Raw genomic sequence first — 16,807 nt, 5'->3', positions numbered from 1 at the left:
GGGGCCACTCATGTCCAACAGCCACGGCCTGCGCAGCTACCTGCAAAGCTTCGGCAAGACCGCCGAACACGACTACATGCCCGATGTGGCCGGCGCCACCTTGCAGGACTCCCCGCGCCTGTCGCGCATCACCGTATGGCTGGCGGCGGCGCTGTTGCTGGTCGCCCTGGCCTGGTCGTGGTTCGCGGTGCTCGACGAGGTGACCATGGGTGAAGGCAAGGCGATCCCCTCCAGCAAGGTGCAAGTGATCCAGAACCTGGAAGGCGGCATCGTCACCGAGATCTTCGTGCGCGAAGGCCAGATGGTGAACAAGGGCGATACCCTGCTGCGCCTGGACGACACCCGCTTTTTATCCAACAAGGGTGAGAGCGAGGCCGACCGCTATGCCCTCACCGCCCAGGTCGAGCGCCTGTCGGCCGAAGCCGAAGGCCGGCCTTTCCAGGTCTCCGAGGAAGTGCGCAGCAAGGCACCGCAAGTGGCCGAGGACGAGTTGTCGCTGTACCAGTCCCGCCAGCGTCGCCTGACCAGCGAAAAGCAGACCCTCAATGAACAACTGCGGCAGAAGACCCAGGAACTGGCCGAGTTTCGCTCCAAGGCCGAGCAGTACCGCTCGGCCCTGGCCCTGTTGCAGCAAGAGCTGAACATGTCGACGCCGCTGGTGGGCACCGGGGCGATCTCACCGGTGGAGATCCTGCGGCTCAAGCGCAGCACCGTGGAAGCCCGCGGCTCGCTGAACGCCACCACCCTGGCGATCCCCCGGGCCGAGGCGGCGGTGGCCGAGATCAAAAGCAAGATCGAAGAATCGGAAGCCGGCTTTCGCTCGGAGGCGGCCAAGGAGCTCAACGAGAAACGCACCGACCTGTCGAAGATCACCGCCTCGAGCATCGCCATTGATGACCGTGTCACCCGCACCACGGTGGTCTCACCGGTGCATGGAATCATCAAGCTGCTCAAGGTCAACACCATCGGCGGCGTGGTACAGCCGGGCAGTGACCTGCTGGAGATCGTACCCCTGGAGGACAATTTGCTGATCGAGGCCAAGGTTCGGCCCCAGGACGTGGCGTTCCTGCATCCGGGGCAGGCAGCGATGGTCAAGTTCAGTGCCTATGACTACACCATCTATGGCGGGCTGAAGGCCAAGCTCGAACTGATCAGTGCCGACACCGTGACCGACGACAAGGGCAATTCCTTCTACCTGATCCAGGTGCGCACCGACAAGAATCACCTCGGCGGCGACAACAAGCCCCTGCTGATCATCCCCGGCATGACCGCCACGGTAGACATCATCACCGGACAGAAAAGCGTCCTCGATTACCTGTTAAAACCCGTGCTCAAGGCCCGCACCGAGGCCATGCGCGAACGCTGAAAGACCTGTAGGAGCGGGCTTGCCCCGCGATCATGTTCTGCCAGTCAGTTCGTATCACGGGGCACGCCCGCTCCTGCATGGTTGCGTTCATAGGTGTGCTGGCCCATCGCCTCGATCTGCCCTTCGATCAACGCCTCGAACGGCTTGAGCAAGGCATCGAAATTCTCGGGCGCCTCCAGCACATTCAACGCCTGCACGACCGCCTCCAGGGTCGACAAGGCCCCTTCGGCCGGGGCCTTGCGCAAGCGATAGCGGGTCGGCAAAACCTGGGCCAGGGTCACCCGCGGCAAGGCCGCCAGCAACGGGTTCAGGTGCAGTAATTTGCTTGCCTTGCGCCAGGTGCCGTCGGGCACCACCAGCAACCACGGACGCTCATCCCCGCCGGCATAGCTCACCAGCGGCTGTGCATCGTCACCCGGGAACAGCAACGCGCTGCGATACCCCGGCACTTCGATCAATCCGGCCAGATCCTCGAACACCTCGCCCACCTGCAACTGGGCATTGCGCAAACCCAGCGCGGCCAGTTTTGCGGTATTGAGGGCGTGACGCACTTCGCTGGGGTGCTGCAACACCAGCACGCGGGTGCGACTGTCGAGGGACGGGATCAGCGGACAAAGGCAATGGGATTGTGGGCGCAGGCAGCGCTCGCACTGGATTCTGGACATCGGGTTCTCCTGGGCGGGCAAAGTGTGCCACAGCAGTCCCGAAAAAAGCCCACTTCCCTGTGGGAGAGGGAAAGGGTCAGCGGTTGAAGCGTTCGGCCAGGCTGTACAGGTAGTCGGCCATGCGTTCCAGGTCCTGGCTGATTTCAGCCCCCTGCTTGGCCTGGCCTGCGCTGTGGTCGCACAGCTGGGCAATGCGGGTGATCTGTTGGTTGATATCCTCGGCCACATGGCTCTGCTGCTCAGAGGCCGTGGCCATCTGCTGGCTCATGCCGGTGATGCGACTCACCGCCTGGGTGATGCCCACCAGTGCCGACTGCACCGCTTCGACTCGCTGCACGCTATCGCGGGATATCTGCTCGCCGCGGCTGGCCGTCGACACCGCGCGATCCGCGCCGGAACGCAGCGAGGCGATGATCTGGTGGATTTCTTCCGTGGACGCCCGGGTGCGCTGGGCCAGGGAACGAACTTCATCGGCCACCACCGCAAAGCCGCGACCCTGCTCCCCTGCACGCGCCGCTTCGATGGCGGCATTGAGTGCCAGCAGGTTGGTCTGCTCGGCAATCGACGTAATCACATCCACCACGCTGCCGATCGACTGGGTCTGGCCGGCCAGTTCATTGACCGCCTGACCGATATCACTGACCGCCTCGCTCATGCTGCCCATGGCCCGCAGGCTCTGCTGGGCAAGGTCACTGCCCTGCTGGGCCAGTTGATCGGCATCAGCCGCCGCCGTGGCGGTGCTCTGGACGTTGTGGGTGACTTCCTGGATGGTCGCGGCCATCTGCGCAATGGCGGTGGCCGACTGATCGGTTTCGCTGCGCTGGCGGTCCAGCATCTGCGCCTGGGCGCCAGAAAGGTCCGAAGATTGCGCCGCACGCGACTTGACCCCGACCCCCGCATCCACCAGGCGAGTAAGGGCTGTTTGCAAACGCGCCTCCTCGCTCAGGATGGCCAGGTCCAGTTGCCCCTGCAAACCGCTGTTACTGCTGTAGGTCAAGGCCACCAACGGGCTGGTGAATGCCTTGGGGTGTTCGGCCAGGGTGCGCTTGATCACCCGGTTCTGGCGCGACTCGATCAGGTACCAGGCACTGAGCAGGCTGGTCATCAACACGCCGAGGGCCGCATAAGGCGCCAGCCACAGGTACCCGGCCGCCGACAACAGCCCGGCGCCAATCAGTGGCCAGCCATGCTCGAGCACCTCACCCACGCGCGCGGCCCAGGACACTGCCGAGCGTCCCTGGCGTAGCCGTGCATACAGGGCCGTGGCGCGGCGGATCTGATCGCGCGTCGGCACCGAGCGCACCGACTCGTAGCCACTGATCCGGCCATTCTCGTAGATCGCCGTCACATAGGCGCTGACCCAGTAGCAGTCACCGTTCTTGGCCCGGTTCTTCACCACGCCCATCCACGGCTTGCCCTGTTTGATCGTTTCCCACATATGGCCGAACACCGCGGGCGGCATGTCCGGGTGTCGCACCAGGTTGTGCGGCTGACCAAGCAATTCGTCGTAGGTAAAACCACTGATGGCGACAAAGGCGTCGTTGCAATAGGTGATGCGGCTGTTGAGGTCGGTGGTGGAAATAAGCCGCTGGTCGGCGGGGAAGGTTCTTTCGTGCTCTGTGACGGGCAAATTCATGCGCATCGGGCGGTCTCTGCTTGAAATACGAAGGGGAAATTCATCAAAGCAGATACAGGTGTAGCAGAGCCTTTATGCCGGTGTTGCCAATTATTTCGGGAATTCCTATGGCCATTCGGACATTTTTCAGGAGCCAATGCACTCAAGCGGGTGTGAGCTGCGCCTTGAGCAAGTCGCGGAAGGTCTGGATCAAGGGTTCGCGACTGCGGCCACGACGGATGATCATGGAAAAGGGCGCCTGATAGCCGAAAGTCGCCGGCGACAGCACGCGCAAATCACCCTTGTCGGCCCAGGCCTGGGCGTAGTGCTCGGGCAGATAGCCGATGTAGGCGCCCGACAGCACCAGAATCAGCTGCGCTTCCATGCTCTCTACCGTGGCCGCACTGTGTTTGAAGCCGTGGCGGGCAAGCTCGGCCTGGCTCCAGTAGCCGCGTCCGACCATGCGCTGCTGGGTGATGACCTGCTCGGGAATGCGCCGTTCGTTGAACAGCGGATGACGGTTGCTGCAGTACAGCCAGTGCTGTTCGCGGTACAGCGGCTGATAGACCAGCCCGCTCATGCGGGTTGAAAAGGCACCGATGGCCAGGTCCAGGCGGTTGTCCTGCACGCCCAGTTGCAACTCGTAGGGGCTGGACACCGACAGGTGCAGGTGCACGGCCGGGTGCTCCTGGCTGTAGGCGCCAATGGCCTCGGCCAGGGGCAAGGCCCGGTCGCCGACGGTGGAGTCGATCACCCCCAGGTTCAGCGTTCCGCGCAGTTCACCCTTGAGGGCGGCGGCGTACTGCTCGAAGCCGTCCATTTCCGCCAGCAGGCGCAAGGTCTCCTGGTGAAACAGCTCGCCCTTGCTGGTCAGGCTGAAACCGCCCCGCCCACGGTGGCACAGCACGATACCCAGCGCAGCTTCCAGCTGGCTCATGTAAGTGCTGATGGCCGAGGTCGAGAGGTTCAGTTCGCGCTGGGCATTGGCGAACCCCTGGTGGCGTACCACGCTGACGAAGATGCGCAGGAGTTTCAGGTCAGGCAGTGCAGAGGCCATGGAAAGCGGGGTCCGAAAGGCGGCAAGTGGCAAAAGTCTAACCAGATTCCACGCATTAGTTTAGAAAAACCTGAACTAAGTATTTGCCTGTAGCGATTCTTCTCGAGCACTACATTTTGCAGACTCTGCCGCAATGCACCTGCCCGCCAGCGCTTCAGGGTTTTAGCCGACCCAGGCAGACAGGTTCCAACAACTAGAACAATCGAATCGATGAGGCCCGACCGTGGACAAGATTCTGCACCAACCACTGGGCGGCAACGAAATGCCGCGTTTCGGCGGCATCGCCACCATGCTCCGCCTTCCTCACCTGCAAAGCGCCGAGGGCCTGGACGCGGCCTTCATCGGTATCCCGCTGGATATCGGTACCTCGCTGCGTTCCGGCACCCGCTTTGGTCCACGGCAGATCCGTGCCGAGTCGGTGATGATCCGCCCCTACAACATGGCGACCGGCGCTGCCCCCTTCGATTCGATGTCGGTTGCCGATATCGGCGACGTTGCGATCAACACCTTCAACCTGCTTGAAGCCGTGCGCATCATCGAAGAAGCCTACGACGAAATCCTCGAGCACAACGTCATCCCAATGACCATGGGTGGCGACCACACCATTACCCTGCCGATCCTGCGTGCCATCCACAAAAAGCACGGCAAGGTGGGCCTGGTGCATATCGATGCCCATGCCGACGTCAACGACCACATGTTCGGCGAGAAAATCGCCCACGGCACCACCTTCCGCCGCGCAGTGGAAGAAGGCCTGCTGGACTGCGACCGCGTGGTGCAGATCGGCCTGCGCGCCCAGGGCTACACCGCCGAAGACTTCAACTGGAGCCGCAAGCAAGGCTTCCGTGTGGTCCAGGCCGAAGAGTGCTGGCACAAATCCCTTGCGCCGCTGATGGCCGAAGTGCGTGAGAAGGTCGGCGGTGGTCCGGTGTACCTCAGCTTCGACATCGACGGTATCGATCCTGCCTGGGCACCGGGCACCGGGACCCCGGAAATCGGCGGTCTGACCACCATCCAGGCCATGGAAATCATCCGTGGCTGCCAGGGCCTGGACCTGATCGGCTGCGATCTGGTAGAAGTCTCGCCCCCTTACGACACCACCGGCAACACCTCGTTGCTGGGTGCCAACCTGCTGTACGAAATGCTCTGTGTCTTGCCGGGCGTCGCTCGCCGCTGACCGACAGGCACCAGGGAAGTTACAAGGGCAGGAGCCATGAAAGCCGGGCCGCACACGCGGCCTGCGCAGTAGACGAATGACCGGCGCCGGGCATGCCTGGCGTCAGGATCGATCTCACCATAATAAAGATAATCGGAGACACCCCCATGGCCTTGGACTTATTCGTTGTTCTGATCTATGCGGCCGGCATGCTCGCGCTGGGCTATTACGGCATGCGCCGGGCAAAAACCCATGAAGATTACCTGGTGGCCGGACGCAACCTGGGCCCAAGCCTGTACATGGGCACCATGGCGGCAACGGTACTGGGCGGCGCCTCCACCGTGGGCACCGTACGCCTGGGTTACGTACATGGCATTTCCGGCTTCTGGCTGTGCGCAGCCCTGGGCCTGGGCATCATTGCCCTGAACCTGTTCCTGGCCAAACCCCTGCTGCGCCTGAAGATCTTCACCGTGACCCAGGTGCTGGAGCAGCGCTACAACCCCATGGCCCGTCAGGCCAGCGCCGTGATCATGCTCGCTTACGCGCTGATGATCGCCGTGACTTCGACCCTGGCCATCGGTACCGTGCTGCAGGTGCTGTTTGAAATGCCGTTCTGGGCTGCAATCCTGCTCGGTGGTGGCGTGGTGGTGGTGTACTCGACCATCGGCGGCATGTGGTCGCTGACTCTGACCGACATCGTCCAGTTCGTGATCAAGACCGTAGGCCTGATGTTCGTCCTGCTGCCGATCTGCCTGTACCGCGTGGGCGGCTGGGATGAGCTGGTGGCCAAGCTGCCGGCGTCGAGCTTCAGCCTGACCACCATCGGCTGGGACACCATCATCACCTACTTCCTGATCTACTTCTTCGGCATCCTGATCGGTCAGGACATCTGGCAGCGTGTGTTCACTGCCCGTGACGAAAAAGTCGCCAAGCGCGCCGGTACCACCGCCGGTATCTACTGCGTGATCTACGGCCTGGTGTGTGCGGTGATCGGTATGGCCGCCCATGTGCTGCTGCCGGACCTTGCCAACGCCAACAACGCCTTTGCCGCCATCGTCAAATCCGCCCTGCCTGACGGCATCCGCGGCCTGGTGATCGCTGCAGCCCTGGCGGCCATGATGTCCACGGCCAGTGCCGGCCTGCTGGCAGCCTCGACCGTGCTCACCGAAGACCTGCTGCCAAGACTGCGCGGCGGCAAGCAATCGAGCCTGGCGATCAACCGCCTGTTCACCCTGCTGACCGGTATTGCCGTGCTGGGTATCGCCCTGGTGGTTGAGGACGTGATCAGCGCCTTGACCCTGGCCTACAACCTGCTGGTAGGCGGGATGCTGGTGCCACTGATCGGTGCGATCTACTGGAAACGTGCAACCACCGCTGGCGCCATCACCAGCATGACCCTGGGCTTTGTCACCGCCCTGGTGTTCATGATCAAGGATGGGATGGATGCCAACACGCCAATCTACTACAGCCTGTCGATCGCGCTGGTGAGCTTTGTGGTGGTAAGCCTGATGTCCCGCCGGACAGCGGGTGCGATGAATCTGGCCTGATCAGGCCAGCGGTGGCCGTCGCATCATACTGATGCGGCGGCCCTGGCCAGGCGCTAGCGACGAGGCTGGCGCTTGCGCTGCTCCTCATCGGTGGGGATCGGCACCGGCTGCAACGGCGGTGGAATCAAGCCCAGGGCCGCAGCCAGGTCATGAAGCCAATTGAACAGATTATTTCTCATAACTCCCCCTTACGGGTCAGCCTGCACGGCGATTCAATCCTGCGATGCTTCATACAGATCATAGTCCTATGTCGTACTTTACGCATGCTCATGGTCTACAAGTTGGGGCTAGTTTGATCTTGATCAAGCACTGACCGCCACTTCGCCCGCCCCTGCAACTGTTTCCCCTTGTTGCAGATCTATCCAGGCACTCAAGTTCGCCCCGCGCATCCCCTTGCGCCACATCAGCCAGGTGGTGGCCTGATCAAAAGGCGCCTGCAAGCGGTGCGCTGCAACACGCTCGCGTCCGGGCAAGCTGTCGAGCATCGACTGCGCCATCAGTGCCACCCCCGCCCCCGCAATCACGCACGCCAACATACTCGGGTACGACTCGATCTCCATCACCCGGCCCATGGCCGCGTGATCGTGTGCATACCAGGCCTCCAGGCGCATGCGGTACGAGCAGCCCTGGCGAAAGGTGAACACCGCCCGCCCGGTGACATCCTGCGCACTGCGCACCGGCGGATGATCCGGCTCAGTGATCAGTACCAGGGTCTCATCGCACAGCGGCACACCGTCGAGCCCGGCCAGTGCCAGCGGGCCATCCACCAGCGCCGCATCCAGGCGACCACTGATCAGGCCTTCGAGCAACTCGCCACTGGGCGCTGCCTGCACCTGCAGGTTCACCGCCGGATACGCCTTGTGATAGCGCGCCAGCAGTGCCGGCAGGTGAATCGCGGCGGTGCTGTACATGGTGCCCAGGGCGAAATCCCCGGCCGGCTGCCCGCCCTGCACCGCCGCACAGGCTTCATCGCGCAGCGCCAGCATGCGCCCGGCATAGTCGAGCAGCACCTTGCCCGCCGGTGACAACTGCAGGCGCTGGCGTTCGCGACGAAACAGCTCGACCCCTAGCTGCTCCTCAAGTTGGCGCAGACGCGTAGACAGGTTCGACGGCACCCGGTGCAAACGCTCGGCAGCGCGGGTAATCGACCCCTCCTCGGCGACCGCCTGAAATATCCGCAGTTGGCTGAAGTCCATCAGACATTCTCTAGAACAGAATAAGTTGCTCATGATTATTCAATTTTGCTGAAAGTCAATCGCCCTTAGCCTGATGGTCATTGATCCCGCTTCAGGAACCCGACCATGTCCCCGCTCATTCAGCTACTTGCCAGCGCCGTCGCCTTGATGATGGCCATGGGTATCGGCCGCTTCGCACTCACTGCGCAACTGCCGCACTTGATCAATGAAGGCCAGATCGGCCTGACGGCCGCGGGCCTGATCGCCGCGGCCAACTACCTGGGCTACCTGCTGGGGGCCCTGGACGCCATGTGCGCTCGCCGCCCCGGCCAGGTCAGCGCTCGCTTGCACGGTGGTCTATGGCTCTGCGTGGCGCTCACCCTGGCCTCGTTCTGGGCCCAGGGTTTCTGGAGCCACCTGCTATTGCGCTTCGGCACCGGGGTCGCCAGCGCCTGGGTACTGGTGATGCTCACCAGCCTGACCCAGCAACTGGCGGCCGCCAGCCACCTGCCACGGCTGGGCGCCCTGGTATTTGCCGGGCCCGGGGTGGGGATCATGCTGACGGGCGTGTTGGCGCTGTTTTCCAATCTTTACGGCCTGGGTTCAGCCCCGTTGTGGCTGATCTATGCCGGGACTGCGCTGATGATGTTGCTGGCGGTGCTGCCCTTCTTGCCCCGCCCGCAGATCGCGGCCCCCACCCGCACGCGCACGACCGCGCCAGGCCCAACCCGGGGCATCGCTCGCCTTGGGCTGATTTATGCACTGTATGGCATCGGCTACATCATCCCCGCCACGTTCATGTCGCAAATGGCCAGTGCGCGCTTTCATGGCCACTGGCTGGCAGACCTGTTCTGGCCGGGCTTCGGCCTGGCCGCAGCACTGGGCGTGGTGATGGTCAGCTTTCGTCGCCCGCACTGGGGCAGCACGGCGCATTGGCTGATGGCGACGCTCTGGCTACAGGCTGCGGGCGTGTTCGCGTGCCTGTTGGGTAACGGGCCGGGGCTGGCCCTGGGGGTGATCCTGTGTGGCATGCCGTTTCTGGCCTGCATGCAGTTGATGATGCAACGGCTGCGGGAGCTATCGCCGCACGCCAGCCAGCGCAATACCGGCTTGCTGACCGCCTGCTTCGCCCTTGGCCAGCTCAGCGGCCCGTTGCTGGCCGCCTTGAGCAATCACTTCGCTGCCAGCCTGCAACCGGCGCTGGTGGTGGCCGGCTGCGGCTTGTTGCTGGCTGGCGCCTTGCTGCTGCGTCCGGCCCCTAGCCGAGCAGGCTGCGCAAGCGCCGGCGCACCCACTGCTCAGCGCTGACCAGGGTCACGCCGAGCAGCACCATGACCGCCCCGAGCACGAAGTTCAGGCTCAAGGGCTCGCCCAGCAACAGCACACCAAAGGTCACGCCGAACAACGGGGTGATAAAGGAGAACACCGCCAGGTTCGAGGCCAGGTAGCGGCGCAGCAGCCAGAACCAGGTCAGGTAGCTGAAGAACGATACGATCAGCCCCTGGAACAGCAGGCTGCCAATCGACAGCGGGGTGAAGTGCACCTGGGTGACCTGGCCGCTGAGCGCGGCAATCAACAGCAAGCCGACGAAACCGACCGCCAGTTGATAGAACAGTGTCAGGGTCGCAGGCGCCTCGGACAACCGTGAGCCACGCACCACCACGGTGGTCGCGCCCCAGGCCAGGCCTGCCAGGACGCCGAAGGCATCGCCCAGGAGCACGCGGCTGTCCATGTCGGCGAATGACACACCACCGGCAAAGGCATAGGCGATGCCGCCAAAGGCCAGCACGATACCCAGCCATTGCAGGGGCCTCAGGCGCTCGCTCGGCAGCAAAAAGTGCAAGCCCAGGGCCGTGAACACCGGGGCGGTGTAGAGGAACACCGACATATGCGCCGCCGACGTCAGCTTCAGGCCTTCGGCAATGAACAGAAACTCCAGCCCGAACAGCGCCCCGGCCAGCAGGCCGCCGCGCCAGGTATGGGACACCTGGTCCCAGCCCCCGCGAAAACACATCAGCAGCCCCACCAGCACCGCCGCCATACCCGAACGCAGGGCTTGCTGCATGACCGGGGCGATATCGGGGGCCGCCAGTTTGATCATCACTTGCTGGATACCCCAGATCAGGCACAGCACCAGCATGATTTGCAGGGCGAAGGCATCGGTGTTGCGGCGGGTGGTGCTCATTGCGGGCACCCGCTGTTGGTGAACGGCATGGCAGAGTCTCGGCAGCTGTGGATCCAGTTGCCGATTATCCGCGCCGGTACACGCTCAATGCCAGCGTTGTGTCGTACTCAGGCAATTTGGGGCCGCGACGCCACCTGGTCGAACAGGGCGGGGTCCAGTGCATCTTCCTGTTCATCGAGCACCTGACGCGGATGGTCATTACCCGGGATGCTGCTGTCGATCAGGCTGAGCAAGCGCGAGCCACGTTCAGTGAGCACAAAATTCTCGCCGTTACCGCCCTGATCCTCAGGCCGGCTTTCAATGAAGCCGCGATCGAACAGCAGCTTTTCATACTCGCAGGCACGGGTCTTGAGGTGGTCCAGCTCCGGTACAGGCTCGCCCTTGGCGGCGAGCGCGGCGGCATGCTGTTCGGCATAAGGGCGTGGGGTGAAACTGTGACCGGCGCTGTTCTGCACTTCATGCAGCAGGCGTTCGATCAGGTCCCAGTCGTAGGTGATCATCGGCGTGGCCTCACTCAAGGGTGTGTAAGGTTGTGACCGATGTGGGTGGCAGCGGTTCGACTGAACTTTGCCCGCTTGCAGTGGCTCAACCGGATAACGCACGCCAAGAGAGCCCAGCCCATGAAGACCCTGTTGAACATCGCTGCCGCTGCCAGCCTGCTGCTGGCCCTGCCCAGTTGGGCCTGCACGCTTGAGGAAGCTACAGAAAAACGCGAGGAACTGGCCAAGGAGGTCACGCGACTGACGGAGCAGAATCCGCAGAAGGCCAAGGAGATCAATGACGAGTTGAAAGGCATGAAGCTGGAGAGCGCCAGCAAGGACCTGCCGGACAAATGCCAGCTGATCGACAAGCGGTTGCAGGAGTTGAAGACGGCAGAGAAGCAGGTCTGAAGCGAGCGCGGGGCACGCCCGCTCCTACGGTAGGAGCGGGCGTGCCCCGCGATCATTGCATCACTCGGCAGCCGGTGCCGGCTTGCGACGCTTCAACGGCGCCAGGCCATCGGCACTGGCCAGCGGTGCATTAGGCTTGGGCTTGGCCGTCGGCTTTCGCTTGGCCACGACTTTCTTGTCGCCCTTCTTGTCGGTCTTTTTCTTCTTGACCCCAGCCGCCTTGCCCGAGGCCTTGACCTTCTTCGGCCCGGTGTAGGTGCCTTTGACTTCCTTGATGACCCGGCGCTCGAAGCTCTGCTTGAGGTAGCGCTCGATGCTCGACATCAGGTTCCAGTCGCCATGGCAGATCAACGATACGGCCAGGCCTTCATTACCGGCGCGGCCGGTACGGCCGATACGGTGTACGTATTCGTCGCCGCTGCGAGGCATGTCGAAGTTGATCACCAGGTCCAGGCCGTCAACGTCCAGGCCGCGGGCAGCAACATCGGTGGCGACCAGAATCTTCGCCCCGCCCTGCTTCAGGCGCTCGATGGCCAGCTTGCGGTCTTTCTGGTCCTTGTCGCCGTGCAGTACGAAGGCTTTGTAGTCCTTGGCCACCAGGTGACCGTAGATACGGTCGGCCATGACCCGGGTGTTGGTGAAGATGATCGCCTTTTCGTAGGTTTCGTTCTGCAGCAACCACTGAACGATCTGCTCTTTGTGCTGGTTGTGGTCGGCCGTGATGATCTGCTGGCGGGTGCCTTCGGCCAGCTGGCTGACGCTGTTGAGCATCAGGTGCTCAGGGTCTTTCAGTACCTTGCCGATCATGTCGCGCAGGCCGGCGCCGCCGGTGGTGGCGGAGAAGAGCATGGTCTGCTCACGGTTCGGGCACTCGTTGCACAGGCGCTCGACGTCTTCGGAGAAGCCCATGTCGAGCATGCGGTCGGCTTCGTCGAGGACGATGACCTGAACATGCTCCAGGTGCAGGTTGCCGGCATTGAGCTGCTCAAGCAGGCGGCCCGGGGTGCCGATCAGCACGTCCGGCACCTTGCGCAGCATCGCCGCCTGTTCCTTGAAGTCTTCGCCACCGGTGATCAGGCCGGCCTTGATGAAGGTGAACTGGGAGAAACGCTCGACTTCCTTGAGAGTCTGCTGGGCCAGCTCGCGGGTTGGCAGCAGCACCAGGGCGCGGATCTCGACGCGCTTCTGCTTGAGGTCGACCAGGCGATTGAGCATCGGCAGGACGAAGGCTGCGGTCTTGCCGCTACCGGTTTGCGCCGTCACCCGCAGGTCCCGCCCCTGCAACGCCAGCGGAATGGCCGCTGCCTGCACCGGCGTCGGCTCGACAAATTTCAGCTCGTCCACGGCTTTGAGCAGGCGTTCGTGCAGGGCGAATTGGGAAAACACGGGTGTACCTCGGGCATGTGCAAAAAATTCAGTTGCATAGGGTAACGTTTTCCGGCGTCGCCGCCGAATTCTTTTGGCAACTTGTCGCCAATCCGCGCTCTAATGACCCTCCTTTTCACGTTTGCGGACAAATTTCACTACGGCAATGGATATTCAACAGATGTGGCAAAACGCCCTGGACCTGTGGGGCACCCTCGACCAACACCCTGTCTTGCACGCGGGCCTCGGCCTGGCCGTGCTGTTGGTCATTGCACTGGTACTCGGCCGGGTGGCGCGCTTTCTGATTCTGCACGCCGCCCGTCTGCTCGGCCGCCAACCAGCCCTGCACTGGCTCAACGACCTGCGCCAGAACAAGGTCTTCCACCGCCTGGCCCAGACCACCCCGTCACTGGTGGTGCAGTTCGGCCTGAAACTGGTGCCCGAGCTCAATGCCACCAGCCAGCACTTTCTCGGCAACGTGGCGCTGGCCTTCACCATCCTGTTCCTGACCCTGGCCATTTCGGCCCTGCTCGATGCCCTGCTGGACATCTACGCCCGCACCGAACACGCCCGCACCCGCTCGATCAAGGGCTATGTGCAACTGGCGAAGATGGTCCTGTTCGTGTTCAGCGCCATTGTCATCGTCGCCACCCTGATCGACCGTTCGCCGCTGTTGCTGCTCTCGGGCCTGGGTGCCATGTCGGCGGTGATTCTGTTGGTGTACAAGGACACCCTGCTGTCGTTCGTGGCCAGCGTGCAGTTGACCAGCAACGACATGCTGCGGGTCGGCGACTGGATCGAGATGCCCCAGGTGGGTGCCGACGGCGATGTGGTCGACATCACCCTGCACACGGTCAAGGTGCAGAACTTCGACAAGACCATCGTCTCCATTCCGACCTGGCGCCTGATGTCCGAGTCGTTCAAGAACTGGCGCGGCATGCAGCAGTCAGGCGGACGGCGGATCAAGCGCAGCCTGTTCATCGATGCCGGGGGCGTACGTTTTTTGACCGATGACGAAGAACATCGTCTGAGCCAGGTGCACCTGCTGACCGACTACATCACCCGCAAGCGCAGTGAGCTCAAGGCCTGGAACGAAGCCCAGGGCAATGTCGCCGAAATGTCGGCCAACCGCCGGCGCATGACCAACATCGGCACCTTCCGCGCCTATGCCCTGGCCTACCTGAAAAGCCACCCCGAGATCCAGCCGAACATGACCTGCATGGTCCGCCAAATGCAGACCACCGCCCAGGGCGTGCCGCTGGAAATCTACTGCTTTACCCGCACCACGGTGTGGGCCGACTACGAGCGCATCCAGGGTGACATCTTCGATTACCTCTTGTCGGTCATGCCGGAATTCGGCCTGAGCCTGTACCAGCAGCCGAGCGGCAACGACCTGCGCGCAAGCCTGCTACCGGCCAGCCTGCCCCGCGCGCAACGCACCCTGACTGCCGAGACGGCCGATCCACAGTGACGCCAGGATCACCGCCCCGCCGATGAACAACCTGCCCAGGGGCTCGTGCTGGTTCCAGATCAGCAAGTTGAGCAACAGCCCTACCGGCACGTGCAGGTTGTTCATCACCGCAAGGGTCGCGCCCGAGACCAGGCACGCCCCCTTGTTCCACCAGTACAGCCCCAGCGCCGTTGGGCACAGCCCCAGGAACAACAGCACCAGCCACTGCACATCGGTGCTTGGCAGGTGCTGGCTGTTGCCGAAGGCCAGGAACGCGGGCAACACCACCATCAACGCCCCCAGGTAGAAGTAGCCAAAGCGCCGGTAATGCGGCAGGTCACTGGGGTTGCGCGCAACCAGGTGGCGGTACAGCACCTGCCCTGCGGCGTAGGTGAAGTTGGCCAGTTGCAGCAGCAGGAAACCGATGAAGAAGTCCGGGCTAATGCTGTCGAAGCGAATCACCGCCGCACCGCCCACGGCGACCAGCGCTGCGACCAGCGCCCAGGGGTTGAAGCGTCGGTTCAGGGCGTCTTCGATCAGGGTCACGTGCAAGGGCGTAAGAATGGTGAACAGCAGCACCTCCGGCACCGTCAGCACCCTGAAGCTCAAGTACAAGCAGACATAGGTGATGCCATATTGCAGCGCGCCGATCAGCAGCATCGAGCGCATGAAGCGCGGCTCGACCTGACGCCAGCGGGTCAGGGGCAGGAACACCAGCCCGGCCAGCACCACCCGCGCCAGCACGGCGAAATAGCTGTCGACGTGACCGGCCAGGTACTCGCCGATCAAGCTGAAGGAAAACGCCTGGATCAGCGCGACGATCAATAAATAGCCCATGGTTGCCCCTTGCTGTGGAGGCGGCGACCTTAGCCGGTCGCCTGTCGCAGGGCAAGGTAGGAGCAGGCTTGTTGTAGGAGCAGGCTGCTGTGGGAGCGGGCTTGCCCCGCGATGGCGGTGTCTCAGGTGGATCGCTGTCGCGGGGCAAGCCCGCTTGCACTGCGATCAGTCCGGGAAACGCTATACGTCCGCTGCGCGGCCGATCGCAGCCTCGTACCTCGGCAGCGGCTACACCGCCCGTAGCCGCTGCCGACAGGCTGCGATCGACTGCGTAGCAGTCGCCAATGCGGTGATGAATGGCATGGTGAAGACAGTTGCTCCCACACGCACAAAAAAGCCCGGTCAAGGACCGGGCAGGTACACCCAAAGGAGCAAAGGTGTCAGGCGGGAAAATTCAGTCTGCTCAAGCCACCGCAGCCAGCTGGGCCTTGGCCTGGTTCAAGCCTTTCTCGTGGAAGTCGCCCCCCAGGTTCAGGCCTTCGGCGTGGATGAAGGTCACGTCGTGGATACCGATGAACGCCATCACCTGACGCAGGTAGGGTTCCTGGTGATCGCTGGAAGCGCCGGCATGGATGCCGCCGCGGGCCGTGAGGATGTAGGCCTTCTTGCCGGTCAGCAGCCCCTGTGGGCCGGTTTCGGTGTACTTGAAGGTGATACCGGCACGCAGTACGTGGTCCAGCCAGGCTTTCAAGGTGCTTGGAATGGTGAAGTTGTACATCGGCGCGGCCAGCACCAGCACATCAGCAGCCAGCACTTCATCGGTCAGTTCGTTGGAGCGGGCCAGGGCCTGCAGCTCATCGCCATTGCGCTGGTCTTCAGGCTTCATCCAGCCACCGAGCAGATTGGCATCCAGGTGCGGCACCGGGTTCACAGCCAGGTCGCGCTGGGTGATCTGGTCGCTCGGGTTCGCCGCCTGCCATTGGCTGACGAAGTCGCGGGTCAGTTGCCGGGAGATCGAATCCTGCTGGCGGGCGCTGCTTTCGATAACAAGTACACGGGACATTGGGTTTGCCTCCATCGGCGAATGCGGTAAGTCGATGGAGGTAAGATTAATCAGTGACCGATTGATTAAAAAGCGTAAAATCTGGGTGCAATCTATCAGTTAATTTGTTTTATTCACCCAGTGCTCTACCCTCAAGAACGGCGCACGACGCCGATCATTCTTGCGGTTTGCAGTCCAGGCTGATGCGCAGCTTGATGATCTTGCGGTTGAATTTGGCGGTGACATCCTTGCTTTGCTTGGCCGGCACCTGGACCCGACGCACCCGAGGCGCTTCCGGGCCGTTCTGGAACCGCACCTTGCACTGGGCCGGCACGTCACCGTAGTTGCTCAGGGTGATCGAGCCCATGTCGTAGTCGGTGTCATAGGTGGTGTAGTCGACCTTGACGCCATCCAGCTGCTTGTCCACATCAATGGGGTAAGCCAGCGCCGTGAGCGGAAGCAGGGCCAGCAATACAGCACAACATTTCTTCATACGACGCTCTCCATGAAAGAGCGCCAG

At 62.7% G+C, this 16,807-nt stretch carries 17 protein-coding genes and 1 pseudogene; 6 read left to right on the top strand and 12 right to left on the bottom strand.

Features of this window, described 5'->3' with window-relative positions; all coding sequences use genetic code 11:
- Positions 1-10 precede the first annotated feature (10 nt).
- On the top strand, positions 11-1,366 hold the full coding sequence (locus U9R80_RS07065) for an HlyD family type I secretion periplasmic adaptor subunit (RefSeq protein WP_301837049.1): 1,356 nt from the start codon (positions 11-13) through the stop codon (positions 1,364-1,366).
- A 44-nt stretch (positions 1,367-1,410) separates the two neighbouring features.
- Here U9R80_RS07065 and U9R80_RS07060 read toward each other — a convergent pair whose 3' ends face one another.
- The 4 genes and pseudogenes from U9R80_RS07060 to U9R80_RS07050 form a co-directional block, all read right to left on the bottom strand.
- The gene (locus U9R80_RS07060; RefSeq protein ID WP_301837050.1) at positions 1,411-2,031 is read right to left on the bottom strand and encodes a tRNA-uridine aminocarboxypropyltransferase; all 621 of its coding nucleotides are present in this window, start codon (positions 2,029-2,031) and stop codon (positions 1,411-1,413) included.
- A 76-nt stretch (positions 2,032-2,107) separates the two neighbouring features.
- Positions 2,108-3,136 carry a methyl-accepting chemotaxis protein gene (locus tag U9R80_RS07055; RefSeq protein ID WP_442964964.1) on the bottom strand — a complete coding sequence of 343 codons (1,029 nt, stop codon included), beginning with the start codon at positions 3,134-3,136 and terminating at the stop codon, positions 2,108-2,110.
- 255 nt (positions 3,137-3,391) lie between these two features.
- Positions 3,392-3,667: pseudogene (locus U9R80_RS27285) on the bottom strand (PAS domain-containing protein); the annotation flags it as partial.
- A 142-nt stretch (positions 3,668-3,809) separates the two neighbouring features.
- On the bottom strand, positions 3,810-4,703 hold the full coding sequence (locus tag U9R80_RS07050; protein ID WP_038996504.1) for a LysR family transcriptional regulator: 894 nt from the start codon (positions 4,701-4,703) through the stop codon (positions 3,810-3,812).
- A gap of 223 nt (positions 4,704-4,926) precedes the next feature.
- Here U9R80_RS07050 and speB point away from each other — a divergent pair, with 223 nt between their 5' ends.
- Positions 4,927-5,877, top strand: coding sequence for an agmatinase (speB, locus tag U9R80_RS07045; RefSeq protein ID WP_038613564.1), 951 nt, complete (start codon positions 4,927-4,929; stop codon positions 5,875-5,877).
- A gap of 146 nt (positions 5,878-6,023) precedes the next feature.
- Positions 6,024-7,403, top strand: a complete 1,380-nt coding sequence (locus U9R80_RS07040; protein WP_301837053.1) for a sodium:solute symporter — start codon at positions 6,024-6,026, stop codon at positions 7,401-7,403.
- Between the two features lie 53 nt (positions 7,404-7,456).
- On the opposite strand, the gene U9R80_RS07035 is transcribed toward U9R80_RS07040, so the two are convergent.
- Together U9R80_RS07035 and ptrR are read right to left on the bottom strand one after the other, a co-directional pair.
- Positions 7,457-7,582, bottom strand: coding sequence for a PA1414 family protein (locus U9R80_RS07035; RefSeq protein WP_256205393.1), 126 nt, complete (start codon positions 7,580-7,582; stop codon positions 7,457-7,459).
- Between the two features lie 123 nt (positions 7,583-7,705).
- Positions 7,706-8,599 (bottom strand): putrescine utilization regulator PtrR, encoded by an 894-nt coding sequence (gene ptrR, locus U9R80_RS07030; protein WP_301837055.1) that lies wholly within the window; start codon positions 8,597-8,599, stop codon positions 7,706-7,708.
- Positions 8,600-8,704: 105 nt separating this feature from the next.
- Between ptrR and U9R80_RS07025 the strand changes: the two genes are divergently transcribed.
- Complete coding sequence (locus U9R80_RS07025) at positions 8,705-9,886, top strand: YbfB/YjiJ family MFS transporter (protein WP_301837056.1); 1,182 nt, start codon at positions 8,705-8,707, stop codon at positions 9,884-9,886.
- Here the strand turns inward: U9R80_RS07025 and U9R80_RS07020 are convergent.
- Together U9R80_RS07020 and U9R80_RS07015 are read right to left on the bottom strand one after the other, a co-directional pair.
- Positions 9,837-10,763, bottom strand: coding sequence for a DMT family transporter (locus tag U9R80_RS07020; RefSeq protein ID WP_301837057.1), 927 nt, complete (start codon positions 10,761-10,763; stop codon positions 9,837-9,839). The two genes, U9R80_RS07025 and U9R80_RS07020, sit on opposite strands and share 50 nt — an antisense overlap.
- A gap of 107 nt (positions 10,764-10,870) precedes the next feature.
- The gene (locus U9R80_RS07015) at positions 10,871-11,263 is read right to left on the bottom strand and encodes a transcriptional regulator (protein WP_301837058.1); all 393 of its coding nucleotides are present in this window, start codon (positions 11,261-11,263) and stop codon (positions 10,871-10,873) included.
- 120 nt (positions 11,264-11,383) lie between these two features.
- Between U9R80_RS07015 and U9R80_RS07010 the strand changes: the two genes are divergently transcribed.
- Complete coding sequence (locus tag U9R80_RS07010) at positions 11,384-11,653, top strand: hypothetical protein (RefSeq protein ID WP_301837059.1); 270 nt, start codon at positions 11,384-11,386, stop codon at positions 11,651-11,653.
- A 60-nt stretch (positions 11,654-11,713) separates the two neighbouring features.
- Here U9R80_RS07010 and U9R80_RS07005 read toward each other — a convergent pair whose 3' ends face one another.
- Positions 11,714-13,039 (bottom strand): DEAD/DEAH box helicase, encoded by a 1,326-nt coding sequence (locus tag U9R80_RS07005; RefSeq protein ID WP_301837060.1) that lies wholly within the window; start codon positions 13,037-13,039, stop codon positions 11,714-11,716.
- Positions 13,040-13,184: 145 nt separating this feature from the next.
- Between U9R80_RS07005 and U9R80_RS07000 the strand changes: the two genes are divergently transcribed.
- Positions 13,185-14,489, top strand: coding sequence for a mechanosensitive ion channel family protein (locus tag U9R80_RS07000; RefSeq protein ID WP_301837061.1), 1,305 nt, complete (start codon positions 13,185-13,187; stop codon positions 14,487-14,489).
- On the opposite strand, the gene U9R80_RS06995 is transcribed toward U9R80_RS07000, so the two are convergent.
- From U9R80_RS06995 to U9R80_RS06985, 3 genes are all read right to left on the bottom strand, one after another.
- Positions 14,427-15,305 carry a carboxylate/amino acid/amine transporter gene (locus tag U9R80_RS06995; RefSeq protein WP_301837062.1) on the bottom strand — a complete coding sequence of 293 codons (879 nt, stop codon included), beginning with the start codon at positions 15,303-15,305 and terminating at the stop codon, positions 14,427-14,429. The two genes, U9R80_RS07000 and U9R80_RS06995, sit on opposite strands and share 63 nt — an antisense overlap.
- Before the next feature lie 403 nt (positions 15,306-15,708).
- Positions 15,709-16,308, bottom strand: a complete 600-nt coding sequence (locus U9R80_RS06990; protein WP_301837063.1) for an FMN-dependent NADH-azoreductase — start codon at positions 16,306-16,308, stop codon at positions 15,709-15,711.
- Between the two features lie 154 nt (positions 16,309-16,462).
- On the bottom strand, positions 16,463-16,780 hold the full coding sequence (locus U9R80_RS06985; protein ID WP_301837064.1) for a 3-phosphoglycerate kinase: 318 nt from the start codon (positions 16,778-16,780) through the stop codon (positions 16,463-16,465).
- Positions 16,781-16,807: the final 27 nt, after the last annotated feature.

The organism is Pseudomonas sp. JQ170C, assembly GCF_035581345.1.
GTDB lineage: Bacteria > Pseudomonadota > Gammaproteobacteria > Pseudomonadales > Pseudomonadaceae > Aquipseudomonas.
The sequence above is the reverse complement of the archived record's forward strand: the minus strand, read 5'-3'. Positions and strand labels throughout refer to the sequence as shown.

Bases quoted from the DNA above. Each gene is read 5' to 3' on its own strand.
- U9R80_RS07065 (WP_301837049.1), top strand. From the start codon at position 11: ATGTCCAACAGCCACGGCCTGCGCAGCTACCTGCAAAGCTTCGGCAAG.
- U9R80_RS07060 (WP_301837050.1), bottom strand. From the start codon at position 2,031: ATGTCCAGAATCCAGTGCGAGCGCTGCCTGCGCCCACAATCCCATTGC.
- U9R80_RS07055 (WP_442964964.1), bottom strand. From the start codon at position 3,136: ATGACCAGCCTGCTCAGTGCCTGGTACCTGATCGAGTCGCGCCAGAAC.
- U9R80_RS07050 (WP_038996504.1), bottom strand. From the start codon at position 4,703: ATGGCCTCTGCACTGCCTGACCTGAAACTCCTGCGCATCTTCGTCAGC.
- U9R80_RS07040 (WP_301837053.1), top strand. From the start codon at position 6,024: ATGGCCTTGGACTTATTCGTTGTTCTGATCTATGCGGCCGGCATGCTC.
- U9R80_RS07035 (WP_256205393.1), bottom strand. From the start codon at position 7,582: ATGAGAAATAATCTGTTCAATTGGCTTCATGACCTGGCTGCGGCCCTG.
- ptrR (WP_301837055.1), bottom strand. From the start codon at position 8,599: ATGGACTTCAGCCAACTGCGGATATTTCAGGCGGTCGCCGAGGAGGGG.
- U9R80_RS07025 (WP_301837056.1), top strand. From the start codon at position 8,705: ATGTCCCCGCTCATTCAGCTACTTGCCAGCGCCGTCGCCTTGATGATG.
- U9R80_RS07020 (WP_301837057.1), bottom strand. From the start codon at position 10,763: ATGAGCACCACCCGCCGCAACACCGATGCCTTCGCCCTGCAAATCATG.
- U9R80_RS07015 (WP_301837058.1), bottom strand. From the start codon at position 11,263: ATGATCACCTACGACTGGGACCTGATCGAACGCCTGCTGCATGAAGTG.
- U9R80_RS07010 (WP_301837059.1), top strand. From the start codon at position 11,384: ATGAAGACCCTGTTGAACATCGCTGCCGCTGCCAGCCTGCTGCTGGCC.
- U9R80_RS07000 (WP_301837061.1), top strand. From the start codon at position 13,185: ATGGATATTCAACAGATGTGGCAAAACGCCCTGGACCTGTGGGGCACC.
- U9R80_RS06995 (WP_301837062.1), bottom strand. From the start codon at position 15,305: ATGGGCTATTTATTGATCGTCGCGCTGATCCAGGCGTTTTCCTTCAGC.
- U9R80_RS06990 (WP_301837063.1), bottom strand. From the start codon at position 16,308: ATGTCCCGTGTACTTGTTATCGAAAGCAGCGCCCGCCAGCAGGATTCG.
- U9R80_RS06985 (WP_301837064.1), bottom strand. From the start codon at position 16,780: ATGAAGAAATGTTGTGCTGTATTGCTGGCCCTGCTTCCGCTCACGGCG.